This is a genomic window from Pseudopedobacter beijingensis, assembly GCF_042678145.1.
Lineage (GTDB): Bacteria > Bacteroidota > Bacteroidia > Sphingobacteriales > Sphingobacteriaceae > Pseudopedobacter > Pseudopedobacter beijingensis.
This window is the reverse complement of the sequence record NZ_JBHUDG010000005.1, coordinates 109,677-131,472: the sequence shown is the minus strand read 5'-3', so window position 1 is coordinate 131,472 and position 21,796 is coordinate 109,677. Positions and strand designations below refer to the sequence as shown.

Annotated in this window: 11 protein-coding genes and 2 tRNA genes; 10 read left to right on the top strand and 3 right to left on the bottom strand. The window is 36.9% G+C overall.

The window, feature by feature from the left end:
* The first annotated feature begins 138 nt into the window (after positions 1–138).
* The 6 genes from ACFSAH_RS06820 (at position 139) to ACFSAH_RS06795 (ending at position 5,163) form a co-directional block, all read left to right on the top strand.
* Positions 139–1,392: a DUF6600 domain-containing protein gene (locus tag ACFSAH_RS06820; protein WP_379661960.1), complete on the top strand. Its 1,254-nt coding sequence runs from the start codon at positions 139–141 to the stop codon at positions 1,390–1,392.
* A 655-nt stretch (positions 1,393–2,047) separates the two neighbouring features.
* Positions 2,048–2,806 (top strand): UDP-2,3-diacylglucosamine diphosphatase, encoded by a 759-nt coding sequence (locus ACFSAH_RS06815; RefSeq protein WP_379661959.1) that lies wholly within the window; start codon positions 2,048–2,050, stop codon positions 2,804–2,806.
* A gap of 22 nt (positions 2,807–2,828) precedes the next feature.
* Complete coding sequence (locus ACFSAH_RS06810; RefSeq protein ID WP_379661958.1) at positions 2,829–3,629, top strand: hypothetical protein; 801 nt, start codon at positions 2,829–2,831, stop codon at positions 3,627–3,629.
* Between the two features lie 48 nt (positions 3,630–3,677).
* A complete protein-coding gene (gene prfA, locus ACFSAH_RS06805) occupies positions 3,678–4,754 on the top strand; it encodes a peptide chain release factor 1 (RefSeq protein ID WP_379661957.1) in 1,077 nt (358 codons plus the stop codon).
* Positions 4,755–4,819: 65 nt separating this feature from the next.
* Positions 4,820–4,896: transfer RNA gene (locus ACFSAH_RS06800), tRNA-Asp, on the top strand.
* Positions 4,897–5,092: 196 nt separating this feature from the next.
* Positions 5,093–5,163, top strand: a tRNA-OTHER gene (locus ACFSAH_RS06795).
* A 64-nt stretch (positions 5,164–5,227) separates the two neighbouring features.
* Here ACFSAH_RS06795 and ACFSAH_RS06790 read toward each other — a convergent pair.
* Together ACFSAH_RS06790 and ACFSAH_RS06785 are read right to left on the bottom strand one after the other, a co-directional pair.
* The gene (locus ACFSAH_RS06790) at positions 5,228–9,265 is read right to left on the bottom strand and encodes a hybrid sensor histidine kinase/response regulator transcription factor (RefSeq protein WP_379661956.1); all 4,038 of its coding nucleotides are present in this window, start codon (positions 9,263–9,265) and stop codon (positions 5,228–5,230) included.
* A 255-nt stretch (positions 9,266–9,520) separates the two neighbouring features.
* A complete protein-coding gene (locus ACFSAH_RS06785; protein WP_379661955.1) occupies positions 9,521–10,702 on the bottom strand; it encodes a glycoside hydrolase family 88 protein in 1,182 nt (393 codons plus the stop codon).
* A gap of 344 nt (positions 10,703–11,046) precedes the next feature.
* Here ACFSAH_RS06785 and ACFSAH_RS06780 point away from each other — a divergent pair, with 344 nt between their 5' ends.
* From ACFSAH_RS06780 to ACFSAH_RS06765, 4 genes are all read left to right on the top strand, one after another.
* The gene (locus ACFSAH_RS06780) at positions 11,047–12,660 is read left to right on the top strand and encodes a hypothetical protein (RefSeq protein ID WP_379661954.1); all 1,614 of its coding nucleotides are present in this window, start codon (positions 11,047–11,049) and stop codon (positions 12,658–12,660) included.
* Between the two features lie 231 nt (positions 12,661–12,891).
* A complete protein-coding gene (locus tag ACFSAH_RS06775; RefSeq protein ID WP_379661953.1) occupies positions 12,892–16,029 on the top strand; it encodes a SusC/RagA family TonB-linked outer membrane protein in 3,138 nt (1,045 codons plus the stop codon).
* A gap of 27 nt (positions 16,030–16,056) precedes the next feature.
* A complete protein-coding gene (locus ACFSAH_RS06770) occupies positions 16,057–17,778 on the top strand; it encodes a RagB/SusD family nutrient uptake outer membrane protein (RefSeq protein WP_379661952.1) in 1,722 nt (573 codons plus the stop codon).
* A gap of 87 nt (positions 17,779–17,865) precedes the next feature.
* Positions 17,866–20,436, top strand: a complete 2,571-nt coding sequence (locus ACFSAH_RS06765) for a heparinase II/III domain-containing protein (protein ID WP_379661951.1) — start codon at positions 17,866–17,868, stop codon at positions 20,434–20,436.
* 95 nt (positions 20,437–20,531) lie between these two features.
* Here the strand turns inward: ACFSAH_RS06765 and ACFSAH_RS06760 are convergent, their stop codons facing one another.
* Positions 20,532–21,779: a M14 family zinc carboxypeptidase gene (locus ACFSAH_RS06760; RefSeq protein WP_379661950.1), complete on the bottom strand. Its 1,248-nt coding sequence runs from the start codon at positions 21,777–21,779 to the stop codon at positions 20,532–20,534.
* Positions 21,780–21,796 lie beyond the last annotated feature (17 nt).

Here is a 21,796-nt window from a genome sequence, read left to right as displayed (position 1 = left end):
TTGATTTATTTAATTAAAAAGGGATGCCTGCAGTTAAAGATTTGGGCTTATCGGATAGTAATATTACTGTTACCTTCGGCGTTTAAGACAAAAGAATCCTCTAACAGGGACTCCGGGTAAATGAAAGGAGATTTAAACATGTCAGCGTTAGGAAAAATGTTTTTGAAAGCAGGTGTTGTATTGGCGTTTTTTGCTTTAATAACAACAGTAAAAGTACAGGCTCAGGGTCGTAATGTTTCTTTTCAGGTGTTTTACGATGAACTGTCTTATCATGGTGATTGGGTAAACAATCGGGATTACGGTTATGTATGGAGACCAAATGTTGGTGCTGACTTTAGACCGTATTATACAAACGGACGTTGGGTGATGACCCAGTATGGCAATACCTGGGTGTCTGATTATAGTTGGGGTTGGGCACCATTTCATTACGGACGTTGGTTTTACGATAGCTATGATGGTTGGTTGTGGGTACCGGGAAATGAATGGGGGCCTGCATGGGTAGATTGGAGATCTGGAGGTGGATATTATGGTTGGGCACCAATGGGACCTATGCTGAGTATTAATATTAACGTAGGAAGAAGGTATTATCCGGATTTTTATTGGGTGTTTATCCCTCAACGTTATATTTACTATAATAGTTATACTCCCTATTGGCGACCGTCTCATAACGTGACTATTATTAACCACACAACCATTATTAACAATGTTTATGTGAATAATAATGTAAGATATGTTAGTGGTCCGAGTGTGAGAGATGTCAGACAAAATGCAGATCGTAATGTTAGGGTTCATCGTATAGAAGATGTTGCCCGTCCGGGATCGGCCATTGTGGAAAGAAATGCAGTAAGGGTGTATCGTCCCGAGATAGATCGGTCAACAGATGCCAGACCAAGCAGGGTTGCGGTTTCCAGAGATGAAGGCAGAACGGATAACAGAAATACCAGTGCTACCAGACCATCCAGAAATGAAGATGGGATTAATCGTACCGAAAGATCTCAACCTGTAGAAAGAGAAAGAACTGTAATTGGCGATAGAGGAGGAAGACCAGACAGAAATGATGCTGGAAACAGAACGAGTACATCCAGAGAAGAAAGACCATATACTGCTGAACGACCTTCCAGAAATGAAAATACGGTAGGGAGAGATAGAGAAGTAAATAGGGAAGCCCGTCCGCAAAGTGTAGATAGATTAAGGTCAGAACGACCTGCTGTAGAGCGTCAGCCTGTGAGGCAGCCGATGGAGAGGCCACAAAGAGAAGAGCGGACTCAACAAGTCCCTCAGCGTATGGAACGACCTGTAGAAGCACCTTCTGTAAATAGAAATTCTGGTGCAGAAAGAGGAAGCGGCAGATCTTCTGCGCCTTCTTCCAGACCAGAGCGCCCAAGTCGTTAATTTTAATAAATTGAGGGTGAAGAGGAAGTAGATATCGGAGATAGGAGGGGGGCTTAAAATTGTTTTGTTCATTTCGATCAACGGGAGAAATCTTTATAAGAACATGTTACAGTGAGATTCCTCCTATTTTCGAAATGACAAAATGTGGTGGTTTAAGATTTTTCGGATATCCTCTTTTGTGTAGCTACGGTTCGTTGAGGTACGTACTGCAACAGGTTTAAAATGAGATTTTTAGTATAGTGTCTAATCCAATTTTAGCATCAAACAAATCTTTCCACTGTGGTTAAAATGTTGCAGTTTTAATGCCAAATGGGTATCTGGAATTATTCCATAATAACAGGAGACAGGTTGAAGACAGATTGAAGATTGACAGGACACTGGTTCGATATTTCTTCGAGTGTTTTTCGAGTGTTTTTCGGGTAGTCTTCGGTTGTTGCCGAAGGTTTGTCGAACAAGTGTCGAAGAAAACGCCATTTTGTCGAAGGATTGTCGAAGAACACTCGAAGAAACTGTATGATTTTCCGAAGCATTCCCGAAGTAGTCTCGAGTCTGTCCCGAATCTGTCTCCTGTACATCTCGATAAATCAACGTAATGTGAGTACACTTTCACCAGTAAGGAATAAAAATTTTATTTTTACGGTTTATACGTAATATTTTGGAGAACCATAAACTGTATTTTGCTTCGGACTTCCATTTAGGAGCGCCTAATTATCAGTCGAGCCGTAAACGTGAGCGTCAAATTGTATCCTGGCTTGATGAGGTTAAAAAAGATGCGACCGAAATATTTTTGGTAGGAGATATATTTGATTTTTGGTTTGAGTATGCTGCAGTAATTCCTAAAGGATTTATTCGCTTACAAGGGAAACTGGCGGAACTGAGTGATGCAGGAATCAAGATCTATTTTTTTAAAGGGAATCATGATATGTGGGTTTTCGATTATTTTAAAAAGGAGTTTGATGTAACAGTAATTGATGATGAATTAATTCTGGATAGAAATGGCAAGCGGTTTTTTATTCATCATGGTGATGGACTGGGGGCTGGTGATGTGAAATATAAAATGCTGAAAAAGTTTTTCAGGAGTAAGTTTTGTCAGTGGTTATTTGCCCGGATACATCCAAATTTAGGAATAGGTATTGCTAATTACTGGAGTAGCAAGAGTAGGTTGGCAAGTCACCAAAATTTATGGGTACCTACAGAGGGGTCGGAATCAGATTGGGCAAACAATACTTATCGGGATATTAGAAATGAACACGGGGACTTTGATTTTTTAATTATGGGACACAGACATAACCCGTTTCTCATCAGATTGTCTGAGCAAACCACCTATGTTAATTTAGGCGAATGGGTAAACAATTCTTTCTATGCCCGGTTTGATGGTAAGGACCTGGAACTTCTGGAATGGAAAAAGGATTAAACGGTTGTTCTTATTGATAGACATGATGAAAAGACTGCTGACTTGTTTTTTAATATGTTTTGGACTGTCTGCTGTAGCCCAGGATTACACTTCTTTGGCTGTTATTCATGAAGAAGCCCACTTAACAGCAATAGACCAATTAGGAAATGTCTACGTTGTAAATAAAGATAATGACCTTATTAAATACAATGTAAGTGGTAAAAAGGAGTCTGTTTACAGTAATACAACTTTCGGGAATATTGAACAATTGGATGTTAAAGATCCGTTAAGGGTAGTACTTTACTATCCTATGTATCAGCAGATTGTTGTTCTCAGTAATCAGCTGACGGAAATATCTAAATATTCATTTAATAATCGTTCTGATTCGCAGATTACGTTGGTTTGTTCAGCAAATAATAATGGTTACTGGATTTATGACCAGCTGAATAGGGAGCTCAGAAAGCTGAGTAATTCTTTCTCGGATCTTGTCAATACAAAAAGCCTTTTTCAGCGAAATGGACTGGATATGAATGCTGTTTATCTGGATAGTAATGATGAATATGTTTTTATAAACGATAAAGGAGCCGGTATAAGAATTTTTGATCGGTTTGGTAACTATTTTAAAGTGGCTGTTGCCGCGGTAGATCGTGAGTTTAGTGTAGAGGGAAGTAAAATTTACTTTACAGCAGATCATAAGCTTTGCAGCTACGACTTCAGAACTTTCGAACTACAGGAGATTAAAACTCCGGATCGGGTTGGTGTAATTAAATTTCAAAAGCATCAAAACCACTTATTAATAATAGGTGAAAAAGAATTAACTTTGTGGTCTTTAATACAAAAATAACAGCGTAGTATATAGAGAAATCGCTGTTTAACGAATTGTTTTCAAACGATGTTAGATAAATTAGAAGCAATAAAACTGCGTCGGGATGACGTAGAAAGGGAATTGTCAAATCCTGAAGCTACTCAGGATATGAGACGCTTTGCCCAGTTAAATAAAGAATATAAAGACTTAGGTCTTATTGTTGATGAATATTTTAAATATAAGAATGTTGTTAGCAATATAGATGCGAATAAAGAGATTTTAGCTATAGAGAAGGATCAGGAGTTAAGGGAAATGGCTAAAGATGAATTGGATGAATTGGTGCCATTAAAAGAAGATATGGAGGCTAAAATTCGTTTGATGCTTATTCCAAAAGATCCGGGTGACGAGAAAGACTCTATTATTGAGATCAGAGGTGGGACAGGAGGTGACGAGGCTGCTATATTTGCGGGTGACTTATATAGAATGTATACTCGTTTCTGTGAAGATAAGGGGTGGAGAACAGAGGTCCTTGAGGTTACAGAAGGAACCAATGGCGGCTATAAAGAAGTTATTTTTAAAGTTTACGGAGAGGATGTTTACGGTACCTTAAAGTACGAATCAGGGGTACACCGTGTACAACGTGTACCGGAAACTGAAACTCAGGGACGCGTACATACATCGGCTGCTTCCGTTGCGGTTTTGCCAGAAGCAGAGGAGGTAGACGTAGAAATTAACCCGGCAGATATTGAGATGCAAACATCCAGATCTGGAGGTGCAGGAGGCCAGAATGTAAATAAGGTTGAAACTAAGGTTCAGCTTACACATAAACCTACAGGTATTGTTGTGGTTTGTCAGGTGGAGCGTTCGCAATTGGGGAACCGGGAGCGGGCGATGGAGATGCTTCGTAGTAAGCTATATGAGCGTGAATTGGCTAAACATAACGAAGATATTGCGAGCAAACGTAAGACGATGGTATCTACAGGAGATCGTTCTGCTAAGATTCGTACTTATAATTATCCGCAAGGACGTGTTACAGAACATAGAATAGGTTTAACGTTGTATAATCTTCCTGCTATTATGAATGGCGATATCCAGGAGATACTGGATGCTCTGCAATTTGCAGAAAATGCAGAGAAGCTGAAAGAGGGATCTTCTGTTTTGTAAAAAAAGTTTGCAGATAAAAACAAATGTTTATATTTGCACTCCCAATCGCAAGGATGGGGTTAGAAGGTCTGGTAGTTCAGCTGGTTAGAATACATGCCTGTCACGCATGGGGTCGCGGGTTCGAGTCCCGTCCAGACCGCCAAAAGGTTAGCTTTATAAGAAGCTGGCCTTTTTTTGTTTATAACCCTTTAATCGCTCCAAATGTTTTTACTCCTTTGATAATCTTTTTTGTTATCTGGCTTTACTAAATAGGAGAGATTACTGGGTATTATATCTAAATCAATTAGAGATTAGATTTCTTTATCGAGCATCTGGAAGACTGTCGATTAGAAAATATATCTGGTAGTTCAGCTGGTTAGATTATCCCGAGGTTTCGGGAGGGTCGCGGGTTCGAGTCCCGTCCAGACCGCTAAAAGAGGTTAGCTTTATAAGAAGCTGGCCTTTTTTTGTTTTTGGTCTATTTATAGGGTCTTCTATTCGCCTTTTTCTATATTTTGTTTTTTATACTCCGAAGGCGTCATCTTAAAAAACTCTTTAAAACATTCCCTAAAATACTTCAAATCGTTAAAACCAACCTGATAGGCAATTTCAGAAACATTCATTTTGGTTTGGCTTATCAATTGCCCTGCTTTTTTTAATCTGATTGTGCGAATAAATGTCGAAATGTTTTGACCGGTTAATGCCTTTAGTTTAGTGTAGATTACGGTTCTGCTCATATTCATCTGATCGACAAATATGCTGGCATTAAAATCAGGATTATCTATGTTTTTTTCTACAATTGAAATTGCTTTTTCTAAGAAGGTTTCGTCGGGTGAAGTTACTGCCAGTTTTTGAGGTTCAAGTATAGCATCCTTTTTAAACTTCCTAATCAAAGCGGCTCGGGTTTCCAATAAATTAGAAACTCTTAACTCGAGAATTTTTGCGTTAAATGGTTTGGTTATATAGGCGTCGGCTCCTGTATAATATCCTTCTTCCTGATGTGTTGTGGATGTTTTGGCTGTTAAAAGGATAATAGGGATATGGCTTGTTAATAAGTTTGTTTTGATGTTTTTACATAGTTCAAAACCATTCATAATGGGCATCTGAATATCGCTGATGATAAGATCTATAGGGTTTTGTTGAGTTAATTCAATAGCTGTTTGCCCATTATCTGCTATAAAGACTTTATAACGTTTGTCGAAAATATTCTTAATAAATGCCTGAAGTTCAATATTGTCTTCCACTATTAATAGGCTTTGCAAAATATTTTGACTTTCTGGAATATCATGGTCAACTAACGGTGTCGAAACTGCTTTTTCGTTGACTACAAAAAGCTGTTCGTCTTGTAAAGTAGGGGTTGTAGAAGTACGTTCATCAGAACTGATATGTTCCTGACCCAGTTTAAGAAGAATATTAAAACTTGTTCCTTTTTCAGCAGAGCTTTCTACAAAGATTTCTCCATGATGGAGTTCTATTAATCTTTTGCAAAGGGATAAGCCAATACCATATCCCAGGTTTTTTTTCTCATTATCCAATTGATAGAACTGATCAAAAATAAAATCAATGTCTTTTTTGGGGATGACTTCGCTAAAGTTAGTGACACTGATTTTTAACAGATCATTATTTTCGGTATCTGTTTTCCTGGATATGGTAGATAATTCTATAATGACTTCACTGTTGTCATTGCTAAACTTAAAGGCATTGGATAACAAATTAAAAAGTACTTTTTTTAATTTAATATGGTCAAACCAGACTAAGATCTCGTTTTTGTCTACAATAAGTTGATAGTCTATGTTTTTGATAGCAGCAAGACTGTTAAATGAATTTTTTATATCTTTTATAAAAGGAATAATGTTTTCCTGTGTGGCCTGAAGTGTAAGGTCGTTTGATTCACTTTTTCTGAAATCAAGCACCTGATTGATGAGTTGTAACAGCATTTTAGCGTTTCTAAGCATAACGTCGTGTTGTTGCTGTATATATTCATTTCCGATTTTCTCGTCAACCATCTTTTCAAGCGGGCCTATAATCAGGGTTAAAGGAGTACGAAAGTCATGTGATATGTCTGTAAATAACCTTAGTTTAAGTTGATTGATTTGTTCTGACTTTTCTTTCTCTTTTCTTTCTTTAATACGTAAAAGAATAAGCCGCCTGATGTATACAATTACTCCACCTAGAATTATAGCATAGATGGTATAAGCCCACCAACTTCTCCAGGGGGCAGGTAAGACCTTAATATTTAAAGAAGCTTCTTTGTGGCTCCATATACCATCGTTGTTCGAGCCTTTTACTCTAAAAATATAATTCCCTGCTTTAATATTGGTGTAAACTGCTTTGCGTTGAGCGCCTGCATTATTCCATTTTCTGTCATTACCTTCAAGCATGTACTCGAACTCGTTTTTTTCAGGATGCATATAGCTTAAGGAGGTAAAATCTATGCTGAAATTGTTCTCGTTATACTCTAAAATAATTTGTGGAGTTGAGTTTGTAATGCGGGAATACGGTAGGTTATTAACATCGATGTTATTGATGTCAATGGTAGGGATAAATGTGTTTTTCCGAATGTCATTGGGGTTGAAATAAGTTAGTCCATTTGTTCCTCCAAAAAATAAATCTTTGCTTTTTGTTTTGTAAAAAGAACCATAATTAAATTCGTTTCCCTGTAAGCCATCAGATTGATTATAGTTTTTTATGGAACCAGACTCTATATTAATCTTGCTGATTCCGTTATTGGTACTTACCCATATATTTCCATTGTTATCTGATAAAATACCATATATGATGTCATTGGGTAGTCCGTCTTTTATTCCATAAACTTTTGCTTTTTTTCTTTTAGGGTCGTAGATATATACACCAAAACCCTCGGTGCCTACCCAGTAATTATTGAAATTGTCAATAAATAAACAGTTTACATAAATATCCGAGGTTTCCTGATTGATGTTTTTTAAAGAAATTTTACTTCTCTTATGGGTGTTAATATTAAATGTTTCGAGCCCTTTGTCTCCTCCGATTAGTAATATATCAGGGTGCTCTGTTTGAGCTATGCTCATTATTGTACGAATGTCTTTATCTATTCTGGATAGTGTTTGGGTTTGGGTGTTATAAAAAATTAATCCCCCGGTTAGTGTACCAATCCATATATTTCCTTGGGTGTCTTCAAATAAAGTTAAAACTTTATAGCTTTTTAAAGATAGGTTATGTTCTTTTGGGAAGTCAATTTTATGAAACTTATAAGGCTGTTGGTTGGGACGTAATAGGTTTACTCCGCCATCATGCATACCAATCCAGATGTTTTTTTTGTTATCTATAATAACGGCTTTCACATTATTGGCACTTAAGCTGTTTGGATCGCCAGGTATATTTTTGAAATAGGTGAGTTTTTTTGTGGTTCTATTGAGAAAATTAAGTCCTCCTCCTTCTGTACCGATCCATAGATTTCCATTAGAGTCCTCGGTTATTCCACTAATCACGCGGTAGTTTAATTTGTTATTGGTTGTACCAAAAGAGATATGTTTAAAAGCATCGTTATCTCTGTTATAATAATTTAATCCGTCTGCCCAGGTACCAATCCACATATCGCCTCTAGAGTCTCTGATTATTTTATATATGGAGTTTTGGCTTAAACTGGTAGGATTATTTTCGTCATGTATAATATGTTTTAAATCTGCTTGATCGGCTCCTAAGATGTAAAGACCTGAGTAACTTCCAATCCATAAATTTCCGTGAAGGTCTTCGCTAATGCTTCTAACAGCAGTCGTAATGGCTTTTTCCTGACGGAATTCAAAGTCAATAAATCTTTTTAACGAATGGTCGTAAACAGCAAGTCCACCTTCATAACCTAACCATAATGTGTTGTTATGGTCAATGTAAAGTGTAGGCAAGTCATTAAAATGAATGCTTGTACTGTTCTTTTTGGGATAGTCGAATCTTTGAAAGGTTTTAGATTTTATATTGTAATAATCAATATATCTTGTATTGCATATCCAAATATTGCCATTTTTAGTAGGTAGAATGTATCGAACTTTGTTTTCGCTTAAGGAGTTATCAGGGGATTTGTTTTTCTGAATATGGGTTATCTTCTGGTTTATCGTATTGATTTCGCTAATTCCATTTTCTGTAGCTACCCAGATCACTTCTTTATTTATGTTGGTTATATAGGAGATGATGTTGCCTGTTAGATCATTTGAGTTGTTTCCTGATTTATATCGAATAAAATTATCTTCAGTAGGATTATATCTGTTAAGACCATTTTGTGTGCCCACCCAAAGGTTTCCAGTGAAATCTTCGTATATAGCGTGAATATTATTGTTGCTTAAACTGTTGGGATCGTTTAAATCATGTCTGTAAATAATAAATTTGTTTCCATCAAATTTATTGAGCCCGTCTCGTGTACCAAACCATAGATATCCTTTTTTATCCTGTACAATAGCCATTACTGATCTTTGTGATAGACCATTGGCTGATGTAAAGTGTTGAAACTTAAAATCTTCTGGTATGCTGTTTAAATGTTGAGCAAATGTTGCTTGCAAAAGCATCTGGAAAAGCAGAATACAAAAAAAGAAACAGGCTTTCATTAGTTGAACGGTTATTGACCAAATTTAACAAAATATGTTATCTGGTTTGGTTTCTGGTTAATTTAAACTCTTTTTATAATTCCTATAATGTATTAGTTTAGAAACGGGTATTCATTGATTTTATAAATAAAATTCCCATGACATCAATATAAGTTCATGGGAATTTTGGTGTGTTATTATCTGTATTATCAGATAGTTTCTTTCTATTGAGGATTGTTACAGTTCTTTCGCTTTTAAACGAGTTAATGCTTCTATATAATAGTAATCAGCATAATTTAACGGAACGTCTATTTCGTTTCCGTGAGGGATACTGCCAACACTGTGTTTCAGAATGAAATTGCCATTCTCTCCTTGTTTTGCTGTATAAGTGTCAGAAGCCAGCGAATTTAAAATGTGCTGTGCATTTTGTAAATATCTGCCCCCGGTATAATCACTTAATTCTATTAAGGCAGAAGCCAGAATAGCTGCGGATGAAGCATCTCTGGGTTCGTTAGGAATTTTAGAAGCATTAAAATCCCAGTAAGGAACACCGTCTTTAGGATAGTTTGGATGATTTAAAATGAAATTGGCAATCTTCTCGGCAAAATCTAAATATTTCTTGTCTTTTGTGTATCTGTAACACATGGTATATCCATAGACAGCCCAGGATTGTCCACGGGCCCATGCACTTTCATCTGCAAAACCCTGAGCAGTTACACGATGGGCAATTTCACCGGTTTCAGGGTTATAGTCTACTACATGGTAAGAGCTTCCGTCTGGCCTGAAGTGATTTTTCATGGTTGTGTTGGCATGCTGAATAGCAATTTCTTTATAGGTATTATCATTGGTCAATTCAGCTGCTTCAAATAACATTTCCAGATTCATGAGATTGTCTATGATAACCGGGAATTTCCAACCTCTTTCTGCTTGCCAATTACCCACTACATCCCAGCTTTGAAGGCAGCCTACATTTTTGTTAAAACGAGTAATTAAAGATTTGGATGCATCAATTAAAACTTGTTTATAGTAGTCTTCACCGGTTATTTTGTAAGCTTTACCAAAAGAGTTATTGAAGATAAAGCCAAGGTCGTGGTCTGTTGTTAAATCTTTATGTTGCAGGTATAAGTTTTGGATGGCAATGGCAGCTTCTTTCCATTGCTCTTTTTTGGTTATTTCGTATTGCATCCAACAAGTTCCGGGAAAAAATCCTTCTGTCCAATCGTATGGTGATTCAACCCAACGTACGCTTCCATCTGCGTGGGTACTTCTTGGGTTTTTCTGTTCTTTCATAGAAAGTATACGTAAATCTGTAAGTTGTTTTTCGCTTTTTTCTAATATTAGGGCAGTATCTGTCTGGGATTTGCAGCTAAAAAGGATAGGCACAGAAAGTAGTAGTAAGGTCGACTTAACAATGTTCATTTGTAAATTATTTTAATTGTATCGTTTGTATATAGATTGTGTAATGATTAAAATGATAGCCTCTAGGATTGTTGTTGCTAATGTATGGCGTTTTTGTTTTTGGGAATGGGGGGTAATTATCTAAAAGCAAGGTGTGGAATGTCTATTTTAATTCCTATATATGCGTCCTTAATGTGCTTTTCTGTATTAAACAAGTGAATGAATAAAAATATTGTGTATCCAAAATACCCCCTTAATTAAGACAAATATTCCCCTGCATAACAGATGATGTTTCTCCATCTTTGTAAGAGTTGATAGTCGCTATAAACCTAAAAACCAACATTATTTTACTTAACCGCTGAATTATGAAAAATAGAAAGTTACTTTTGCTGCTTTTTTGCTATTTGGCAATAACGGCCTGTAAGGATTCTCTTAAAGATTTAAACAATACTAAAAAACCATCTGACCTAAGGTATGCTAGTGCTACTAATATAAGGGAGGGAGAAGGAATTAAAACAAAACCTCCTACGGTACAAACGGGGGGACTTATACCGGAGTTTGAACTGGTGAGTATAAGAAAAAAAGATGGAACAATTCTGGACAATTCTTATCTGCAACATGTGAGTATAAGCGGTATAAAAACTGTTAATATTAATGTGACACCTGTAGAGGGAGTGGTGGACGAGAACGGGCAACTTATAACGTCTGTAGAAGCTATTAACTCAGCTAATAATGGGGTTATTACTGTGAATGCAGGTAATAATTTTCCTGTAGGAGATTATTATTTTGCTATCAGGGTGAACACGGAGAATGAAGGGGTGAAATATTCGACTGTTTTTGATGATGCTTTTCATCTGCATATTGCACCGTTATTACCAGCAAACTTGATCTATACACCTAAAAATCAAAATCTGGTATATGGAGATCCTAATAGTAAAACAAGTGATCCATTGATACCCAATTCAAATCCAGATGTTTACTTTGAACTAGGAGATCATACTGATAAGCTTTCTATAAACAAGGAAACTGGTGCTATCTCCTTGTCTCCGAATTATGCGTTTTCGGGGCGTGAAAGTTTAAACCCAACTGTAAAAGTTATAAGCAATATCAGCGGTGAGATTTCTGTATTTGAGGGGAAGTTGACAACTGTAATCACAGATGTGCCGGAAACAATGCCTCTGGAGACTATTTATTTCTTTTACCCTACTTTGTATACATCTGGGGCATCTCCAACGGGGGGAACTGGATATGGTGTACAGGTAAATAAGGCAGGTAATGCTTATGGTATCTTTGGAGCAGTAAGAAATAGTGCAGGAAGGTATCTTAATGCACCTACGGAGAGACCGACTACAAATACAGCACAAACTGTAATTGAGACCCAGACTTATGAGAATCCTAATCCACAGACAACACAGCCTTTCAGTGCGTGGATGGTTACTTCGACACAGGATTTAACAGCCTTTCAGTACGGACATAATCTTTCTTTTACTTACTACTATCAGGGATCCTGGCTTAGATATATGAATGATGGACGTACCCCTACAGATTTGGAAGTTTATATCTCCACAGATTATACAGGGGGCAATATCCAAGACGCCAATGGAAATTGGGTAAATGGTACATGGACAAAAGTGAATGCGGATATGAAATGCAGAAGATCAGACGGTACTACTACAGTGGGGAGTAGTGCGTATTCCACCGGTGCCCCATGGGGTGCAGAGTTTATCGGTACGCCTTATCCGGGAGATCAGACAGGGGCAGATCCTGATGGAAAGAAAAGACCAGGATATACATTTAGCAATAAATGGGTACAGTGTACCTATGAGATTTCTCCTGCTCAAATATCTAAGAATTTTACGGTAGCTTTTAAAGTAGCGTCTTATTTTGATCAGACTTTACTGAATGCAGCTCCAATATTGGGAAGAGGAGGGATATATTTTATATCAGACTTTTATTATAAAGCAGTGGAACAAAACTAATATAGAAGGGTGCCCAAAAGTCAAAAAATCTTGTCATCGTTTCGAGTGAAGTGGGAAAAATCTGTTGACTTAGTGCTGCTATTTAACAGATCTCTCCCCTGCGGTCGAGATAACGGAGAGGAGGCAGACCAATGTAGACTATTGGGGGATTCATCCAATTTTAGACGTACAGATATTATAAAAAATTAAACAGACGAATCCGGTATTTACCGGCAATAAGCAATAGAAAATATGAAACTAATCAAATTGATATTATTCTTGCTTTTCCTGTCAACAATAGAAACCTTTGCACAGAAGAGCATTTCCGGAAAAGTAGTAGATTCTAAAGGAGAACCCCTCCCGGGAGTAAATATAAGCATAAAAGGAACTCAAACAGGAACTGTAACTAATCATGAAGGAGGCTATACTCTTACAAATGTTAAGCAAACAGATATTCTGGTTTTCTCTTATATAGGTTTTAAAGCAATAGAAAAACTAGTATTAGACCAACAGAATATTAATGTTGTCCTTGTTATGGATGATGTTAAGTTAGGAGAAGTAGTAGTGATTGGTTATGATGTTGTTAAAAAAGAAGATTTGACAGGGGCGGTATCTGTAGTAGATCCCGCAGACCTGGCAGTTACTGCAACTGCTAACTTTGATCAGGCTTTGGCGGGAAGAGTAGCCGGAGTAGATGTTACGTCTAATGATGGTACACCGGGAAGTGCTCTTAATATTGTTATCAGAGGAGGTAATTCCATTACAGGAGACAATTCACCTTTATATGTTGTAGATGGGGTTCCGCTTGAAGATTTCGATCCATCAAGTATCAATACACGTGATATTAAAAGTTTTGACATCTTAAAAGATGCCTCTGCAACTGCTATTTATGGTTCAAGAGGGGCTAATGGTGTAGTGGTTATTACTACGGTAGGAGGAAGAACAGATGGAAAAACAGATATTAATATTAATTCTTCTACATGGTTTCAGACAATACCAAACAGGTTAGATGTGCTGACCCCTTACGAATATGTTCAATATCAGGAAAAATTAGCCTATGCAAATGATGGTTATGTACCGGGGTTTAATGTAGATATGTTTACCAGAAGATGGATAGATTCTGATTTATATCGGGATGTGAAAGGGACTAATTGGCAGGATGAAATTTTCAGAACAGCGCAGACAAACAATCATAGCATTTCATTAAAGGGTGGAAACCAAAAAACCTCATTATTCTATAGTGGTAATTATCTGAATCAGGAAGGTACACTTATTTCTACAGGTTTCAGAAAAATAAATAATCGTTTAAAAATTACCCATAAACCTATTAATAATCTTGAGCTTAATGGACAGGTAGAATATAGTAATATCAATAATACAGGTTTGCAAGTAGCGGGTAGCCAGTGGACAAGTGTAATAAGAGATGCGGTATCTTTCAGACCAGTACAGCCTTGGAACTATAATCCAGCGGAAGAGGAAGAGATGCTGAACGAGATTATGACTGAGGACCCCTATCTTTATGACCCGGTAAAAACCTTGCAAAATATTGAGCGTAAGCGTAAGAATGATTTATTGTCTGGTACTTTGGGGCTTAATTATAAATTTCTAAAAAAGTTTGAGCTAAGCATGACTGGGAATTACAGAGCCTCCATGTATGAGACTACATTATTTTATAACAAGGAAACTCAGGAAGCAGCCAGAAGCAACAGGGGAATAAACGGGCAAATACAGAATGAAAGAACGGATATTTTTTCAAGTTCTAATATTTTAAGGTTCAAAGACAAAAAAGGGAAACATGATTATGGTGTGCTTGGTGGATTTGAAACCCAATTCAGAGATTTTAAGTTTTCGCAGCTAAGAAATACAAATTTACCTACAGACCAGTTTGGTATTTATAATTTGGGGATTGCAACTACAGCAACTATAGCCCAGTCCCGTTACTCGCAAAGTGCTCTGCTTTCTTTTTTTGGAAGGATAAATTATAATTATGACAGTCGGTATTTAGCAACCATTAACTTCAGGACAGACGGTTCTTCAAAATTTGCCAAGAATAACAGATGGGGGTATTTCCCTTCTTTTGCTCTGGCATGGAGGGTATCTCAGGAAGATTTTTTAAAGTCAGTTAATGCTATTACAGACATGAAATTAAGAGCAGGATGGGGATTAACAGGAAATAATCGTATCGGAGATTTTGATGCCTATAATTTATTTACCATTAATTCGTCAAGCGGTTATGTATTGGGAGAAACGCAAAGTTATTCTCCCGGAGCTTATCAGAGTAATATGGCAGTACCTGATCTGCGTTGGGAAACGACAGAACAATCTAACTTTGGGTTGGATTTGGAACTGCTGAAAAAATTTAACATTACAGTAGACTATTATAGGAAAAATACAAGAGATCTGTTGCTAAATGCAGATATGGCATTGAGTACAGGTTTTGACAGAGTGAGACAAAATGTGGGGTCGGTTTCTAATAGAGGAGTAGAGTTTTCGTTAACTTCACATAACATCCGAAACAGAAATTTCAGATGGACTACCAATTTCAATATGACCTTTAACAAGACCAAAACATTGAAATTAAATAGTGGGCAGAACTTTATTTTAACGGATCCATCATACTCTTCACAGTTTATGCAAACCGAATATCAGTATATTACACAGGTAGGACAGCCGGTGGGCATGATGTACGGACTTATATTTGATGGCATCTATCAGGTAGATGACTTTACGGTTGCAGGCGATGGAAGCTATCAGTTGAAACCGGGTATTCCTTCTTATGAAGTAGTCATGCGCCCGGGTATGGTAAAGTTCAAAGATACGAACGGAGATGGGGTTATCAATCAGGATGACAGAACCATCATAGGAAATCCACATCCGAAACATATTGGAGGACTGAATAATAATTTCCGTTATAAATCATTTGACTTTCAATTCTTATTACAATGGGCTTATGACTTTGATATATTAAATGGCAATCAGTCTGAAATGGGAAACATATATCTTTCGGGTAGAAATGGGTTAAAGTCATTAAATGACATTTGGACGCCAACTAACACCGATACTGATATTGGAGGAATGAGATTTGACGGAAAGAATTTGGTAACTCCTTATGGTTATAAGCTGGATACCCGTCATATAAATGATGGTTCTTATCTGAGGTTGAAAACGGTGGTTTTAGGATATAATTTACCTGCTAAATTTTTAAATAAAATTAATGTTAAAAGGTGCAGACTGTCTCTTTCTGCTCAAAACTTATATACCTGGACTAAATATAAAGGATATGATCCTGATGTGTCTGTAGGACGATATGGCGCTTTAACACCACGTCTGGATTACTCTGCATATCCGCAAAGTTTTACCTTATCAGGAGGGATAGATTTTACATTTTAAGAAACATTGGCATATAAATATAATACAATGAAAAAGAATATTAATTATTTCACTGTAGCGGTATTAATGGTATTTACCATTACGGGTTGTAAAAGCTTTCTGGATTTGGATCCGCAATCTTCGTGGAAAGTAGAGTCTTTCTATTCATCTAAAGCAGAAGTAAAGTTGGCACTGTCTGGGATTTATAGCCAGCTAGCAAAAGAAGATTTATATGGATACCAGTTCAATGTGATGCTGGAGGCTGGGACAGACGAGACATATACAAACTCTACAGGCGCAGTTAGAAATTCTGCAAAATATGCGTTTACACCATCAAGTGACGAAATAAAGAATATGTGGTTAACATTTTATACCTGTATTCAATTAACCAATCAGTTTGAAAAGAATTTAAAACCCGATTTATTCACTGCTAATGAGTATAACAGTTTTTTAGCTAAATCCCGTTTTATAAGAGCTTTTTGCTATTTTACGCTGGCCAACTGGTTTGGCCCTGTTCCTTTAAGGTTAGAGCCCAGTACATCACAGAAAGACAATGATTTTCCTCCATCTCCGGTATTTGATGTTTATAAACAAGTAGAAAAAGATTTTCTGTTTGCCGCAGAACATCTGGAACATGCTAATAGCGCTAAATATGTTCCAGGGGAGCCTAATAAAATGGCTGCTCATGGATTATTGGCTCGTTTGTATTTGAAAATGGGAGGTTTTCAGCCTTACCTGTCAGATAACGATGCAAATTGTTACTTTGAAAATCCACAACAATATTTTGATAAAGCAAAAGAGCAGTGCGAAATTATTATTAATGATGGCTGGCATAGTATAGTGCCCTATTCAGTAGATCCACAAAGTTATAGGAACCACTTTATAAATTATTTGCAGGACAGATATGATCTTAAAGAGTCACTTTTCGAGATTTCTTTTGGTAATTTATATAGTATGGGCATAAATGTAAGCGGAAGACTGGGAAATATTAACGGTGTTGAGTTTGTTGGAACAGCAAATATACCACGTGGTTTTGCTAACATAAATGTAGGAGTTCCTGTTTATAATGCTTATTCTATAGAAGATACCCGTAGAACATGGAGTATTGCCGGATATCGTAATAACTTTTCTTCCTCCACGCAAAAATTTACGATGAGGTATATTTTTGATAATCCTTTAGATGCGGAATATGGCATTGGAAAATTCAGAAGGTGGGAACCTGTAAATATTACAGCCTTAAAAAATAGTACAACTATTGTTGATGCACCTTATGTTATCCTTAATAATACTCCCGGTTCCGAAACCGACCCGAACTTTACAAGTATCAATTTTCCTATTCTGAGGTTTTCGGATGTCTTGCTTATGCATGCAGAAGCCATAATTGGCGGTCGGAATGGAATTACAGATGCAACATCTATAGCAGTAGCAAGTTTAAATAAGGTAAGAGAGCGGGCAGGATTGAGTCCTTATACAGGTAGTACAAATCACAACGATTTCTTTAAGGAAATTGTTGATGAAAGGTTACGCGAACTGTGCTTTGAGGGGCTTAGAAAACAGGATTTGATAAGATGGAACTTGTTAGAAGAGAAGTTAGCGGAAACAAATAATGCTATTAGTAGTTATCCTACTTTTAACGGTACCAATCAGTTTCATTTAACTTTTTTAGAACCAGGTGTTAATTTCAAAAGAAGTAAACATCTTCTTTTGCCTTATCCTTTGCAGGAAACACTTTTGAACCATAGTCTTAAACAAAGAGCAGGCGGATGGTAACAAAATAAGATTTAAAAATACAGAAAGGGTTTTAAAACCCTTTCTGTATTTTATTATGTAACGAAATAAACAAGTAAATAAAATAGTATGTTTCTAAAGAAAGATCAAAAAACTGCTGACGGATATAACTCCATTTTAAAAACTGCTCTTGTTCTTTGTATGTTGGTTTTTTGCCTTCATGTAAAAGCACAGGAACCAGAATCGTATAATTACTCACAAATAAAGGAACATCCCAGACTTTTACTAGGCAAAGATGAGGAAAAAGCTATTAAAACATCTATTGAGAAAAACCCTGAGTTTAAAAAGATAGATTCTTATATACACCAGATATCTGATAATATACTTAAAGAAAACTCCTTGACTTTTCAAATGCAGGGTAAAAGGTTGCTTGCTGTCTCCAGAAAAGCACTGACAAGAATATATTATTTGTCTTACAGTTACAGAATGACAAGAGACATTAAATACCTTAAAAGAGCAGAGCAGGAACTTAATGCTGTTTGTGGTTTTGAAAGTTGGAACCCATCGCATTTTTTGGACGTAGGAGAAATGTGTATGGCTGTAGCTATAGGCTATGATTGGTTGTATGATGATTTACAGGAGAGTACCCGGGAAAATATCCGTAAAGCTATTCTGGAAAAAGCTTTTACGCCGTCTTACGTAAAATCCTATGGGTGGTTTCTGAATGCGCATAACAATTGGAATTCTGTGTGTAATGCAGGTTTAGTATTTGGTGCTTTGGCCATTATGGAAAATGAAAAAGAGCAATCTATAGCCATTATCGAGAGAGCCTTAAAATCAAATATTCTACCTCTCAAGGCATACGCACCAAATGGAAATTACCCGGAAGGTCCAGGTTACTGGAATTACGGAACTACATTTCAGATTATGTTATTTGCGGCATTGGAAAGCGCATTAGGTTCTGATAAAGACTTGTCTAAAGCGCCAGGCTTTATGGACTCGGGATATTATATGTTATTTGCATCAGGTCCGTCAGGTCATTATTTCAACTATTATGATAATGGGAGGGCTGCAACGGCCAGCTCGTCTATGTTTTGGTATGCAAATAAGCTAAAGGATCCTGCATTGATATATCATGAAATACCCTTGATTAGGAATGGGGCGTATACTAGAGCCACAAGTTCAGATGAAGAAAGAGTATTACCGAACGCTCTAATCTTTGGGAAAGATCTTGTGTTTTCTGAAATAAAAGAACCTTCTAAGAAAATATATACCGGGTATGGTATTACTCCTGTTAGTATAGTAAGGACAAGTTGGGGCAAAGACGGGAAATATTTGGGAATTAAAGGAGGTAGTGCTGCTGATGCACATGCACACATGGATCAGGGAACTTTCGTTTATGATACCGGAGGATTAAGGTGGGCAATGGATTTTGGATTACAGAGCTACATTACTTTGGAATCCAAAGGAGTTGATCTCTGGAATATGTCACAGAATTCACAAAGATGGGATGTTTTTCGCTACAATAATTTAAATCATAATACTTTAACTATCAATAATCAACGCCACAATGTGAATGGTCGGGCAGAAATTATAGAAACCTTTAACAGCGGTAAAGAACTGGGGGCTAAGGTAAATCTGACATCGGTGTTAAACCTTGATAATGAATTGAAATCAGCTGTTAGAAAAGCAGTTATTGTAGATGAATCTTATCTTAGAATAGAAGATGTTGTTGAAACGAGTGCTAAACCAGTAGATTTAAGATGGAACATGGTGACAGAGGCATCTGCTGAGATTATTGATAAAAATACCATTAAACTTACTCAGAAGGAAAAAACAATGATTCTGAAGTTTAGTGCTAATATCCCTTTTAAATTAGTTTTAAGGCCATCAGAAAACCCAGGACAATATAAAAGCGAGTTTGGGGATTATAAATATGGTGAATATAATCAACAGAACAGAGAGACAATGATGTTAGGGTTTGATGCGAAAATTCCAGCAAATAAAGAAGGGAAGTTTATAGTAACTTTTACAGAAGGTACAGAAAGTAAAGTAAAGGTATTACTTAACAAAAACACATTTATTCTGGATGCACCCAGTCCTAATACGGCATCTTATGGTGATAGACTTTATTATGATATTTCTCCTTTTGGAATAACCAGTTCTGGTATTTTGGAGCCGCTGGAAACTCCCGATTGGATACCTTATGGAATGACAGATATTAAAAATTTATATGGTAAATCTTTCAATTTTAGGATTGATGCTAAAAGAATTACATCCACAGAAATTGTTAATGCAGGTATAGATCGGTCTGGACATGGGCAATTAGGGGTTAAAGGAGGCGAAAGTCCTGGGATTAATAAAAATGAAGGATATATATTGGGACTTGACTTAAAAGAGATCCCATCTTCTGTTAAGTTCGAATTAACAAAGATTGCCTTTACCTATTTAGGGGAAGCGGAATCTTGTACTATTGTAAACCGACAAATTCCGGGGAAAATGATGATATATAAAGGGAGTGATAAGAAAGTGGTGCAGAATGTTAAGATAACCCCAAACTATAGTAGGGATTTTGTAGATATTTCAAGCTTAGGTATCTCTTTAAAAGGAGGGGAGAACCATTCAGAATTTTTGTCTTTTTTTAATACGAGCGAATCGGGAGATTTTAGGGTTGCAGGTTTTGAGTTTGTAGTTAAATAGGACAAATTTATTTCATAAAAAAACAGGCATATCGGTTAAGTTTCGATATGTCTGTTTTTATTTTGGTATTATACAACTTGTCGTATATCAAAATCTTATTTAAAGAAATCTTTTTGCCATTTACTGCGTCCACCTGTTTCAGCTAAAAACCTCATAGATTCCAGATGTGCGATGATTTGCGCATTCAGAAGCATTTCAGGAGTGTGAGCAGTAGGAGCTCCGGCAAGATTGGTGCCCTGAAAACCATGACTCGGAGATTCGATAACCACACTTAGTGCACCACAATGTAAATTTAAGGCAGTACTTAAATTGTAACGGCTCATTCCTGTTGGTGGGGCAGATTCAACTGCAACGTCTGTTGTGCCCTGTAACTTGTTAAGTGTTAAGCTTGTTTTAATTTTTCTGTAGAGTATTTCAAATATGGGCTGTAATTCGGGCTCAGAAAATGGTCTGTGAATTTGCATGAAATAATTATCCTTGGGTACACCAGTATGCATATTCATAATAAGATCAGGTTTTTCATCGGCGGTTATATCAAATAGCATTTTTGTTTCGGGTTGTATTTTTCCAAAGAAATCGTCATGCATAATGTTGACTCCATTGTCATTTGGATAACCTCCAGGGAAGCCGAAATCAGCAAAGTTCATGGGTATGAATTCCTTTACCTCGGGCCAGCCGATGATGCTTCCGTCTTTTTTACCTCCGGTATTCAGGTACTCATGAACTGTAAATGATTGTGGAGAATCAACCCCCTTATCTGTTTCCATACGTATAGGAATGCGGGCTCTGCCGTCAGGATTAACAAGGGGAATTAGTACAATTCTATCTATGGAGTCGAGCATGGAAGCCAGTTCCGGCCGTTCTTTTCCACTCAGGTCTTTTCCGGTTTCAAAAACCTCAATCATGTTGATAACGCCCATCATACCTTCCAATTCAAAACCATGTACTCCACCTAAGGCCATATAAACCAGTTTGTCATTATCTTTTCCTCTGTAAGGAGCAATGTCGTAAACCCCTAACGATCCTGAGAAAGTTGTTGTCCCTTTACCTGTTCTTTTACTGCCATAAGAAACCGAAAAAATAGGACGCCCACCTGCAGATGTTCCCACAGTTTCTACCTTGCCTTTTTTTACCTTAGTTTTCAGATAGTTGTTTATTTCGTCTATGGAGGCTATCCAAAAAGACGGAATTTGATCTGCCTCGTCCAGATATCCTTCGGGGAAGTAGTAGGTTTGAGAAGTAGTTTCTTTTTTATTGTCTGCTGAACAGGCGGCCATCAATATAACTGCTGCACTTGTTAAACATATATGTTGCAAATGTTTTGCTGCTGTATTAATTCTCATTATATATTATAGTTTTA

Bases quoted from the DNA above. Each gene is read 5' to 3' on its own strand.
- ACFSAH_RS06820 (WP_379661960.1), top strand. From the start codon at position 139: ATGTCAGCGTTAGGAAAAATGTTTTTGAAAGCAGGTGTTGTATTGGCG.
- ACFSAH_RS06810 (WP_379661958.1), top strand. From the start codon at position 2,829: ATGATGAAAAGACTGCTGACTTGTTTTTTAATATGTTTTGGACTGTCT.
- prfA (WP_379661957.1), top strand. From the start codon at position 3,678: ATGTTAGATAAATTAGAAGCAATAAAACTGCGTCGGGATGACGTAGAA.
- ACFSAH_RS06790 (WP_379661956.1), bottom strand. From the start codon at position 9,265: ATGCTTTTGCAAGCAACATTTGCTCAACATTTAAACAGCATACCAGAA.
- ACFSAH_RS06785 (WP_379661955.1), bottom strand. From the start codon at position 10,702: ATGAACATTGTTAAGTCGACCTTACTACTACTTTCTGTGCCTATCCTT.
- ACFSAH_RS06780 (WP_379661954.1), top strand. From the start codon at position 11,047: ATGAAAAATAGAAAGTTACTTTTGCTGCTTTTTTGCTATTTGGCAATA.
- ACFSAH_RS06775 (WP_379661953.1), top strand. From the start codon at position 12,892: ATGAAACTAATCAAATTGATATTATTCTTGCTTTTCCTGTCAACAATA.
- ACFSAH_RS06770 (WP_379661952.1), top strand. From the start codon at position 16,057: ATGAAAAAGAATATTAATTATTTCACTGTAGCGGTATTAATGGTATTT.
- ACFSAH_RS06765 (WP_379661951.1), top strand. From the start codon at position 17,866: ATGTTTCTAAAGAAAGATCAAAAAACTGCTGACGGATATAACTCCATT.
- ACFSAH_RS06760 (WP_379661950.1), bottom strand. From the start codon at position 21,779: ATGAGAATTAATACAGCAGCAAAACATTTGCAACATATATGTTTAACA.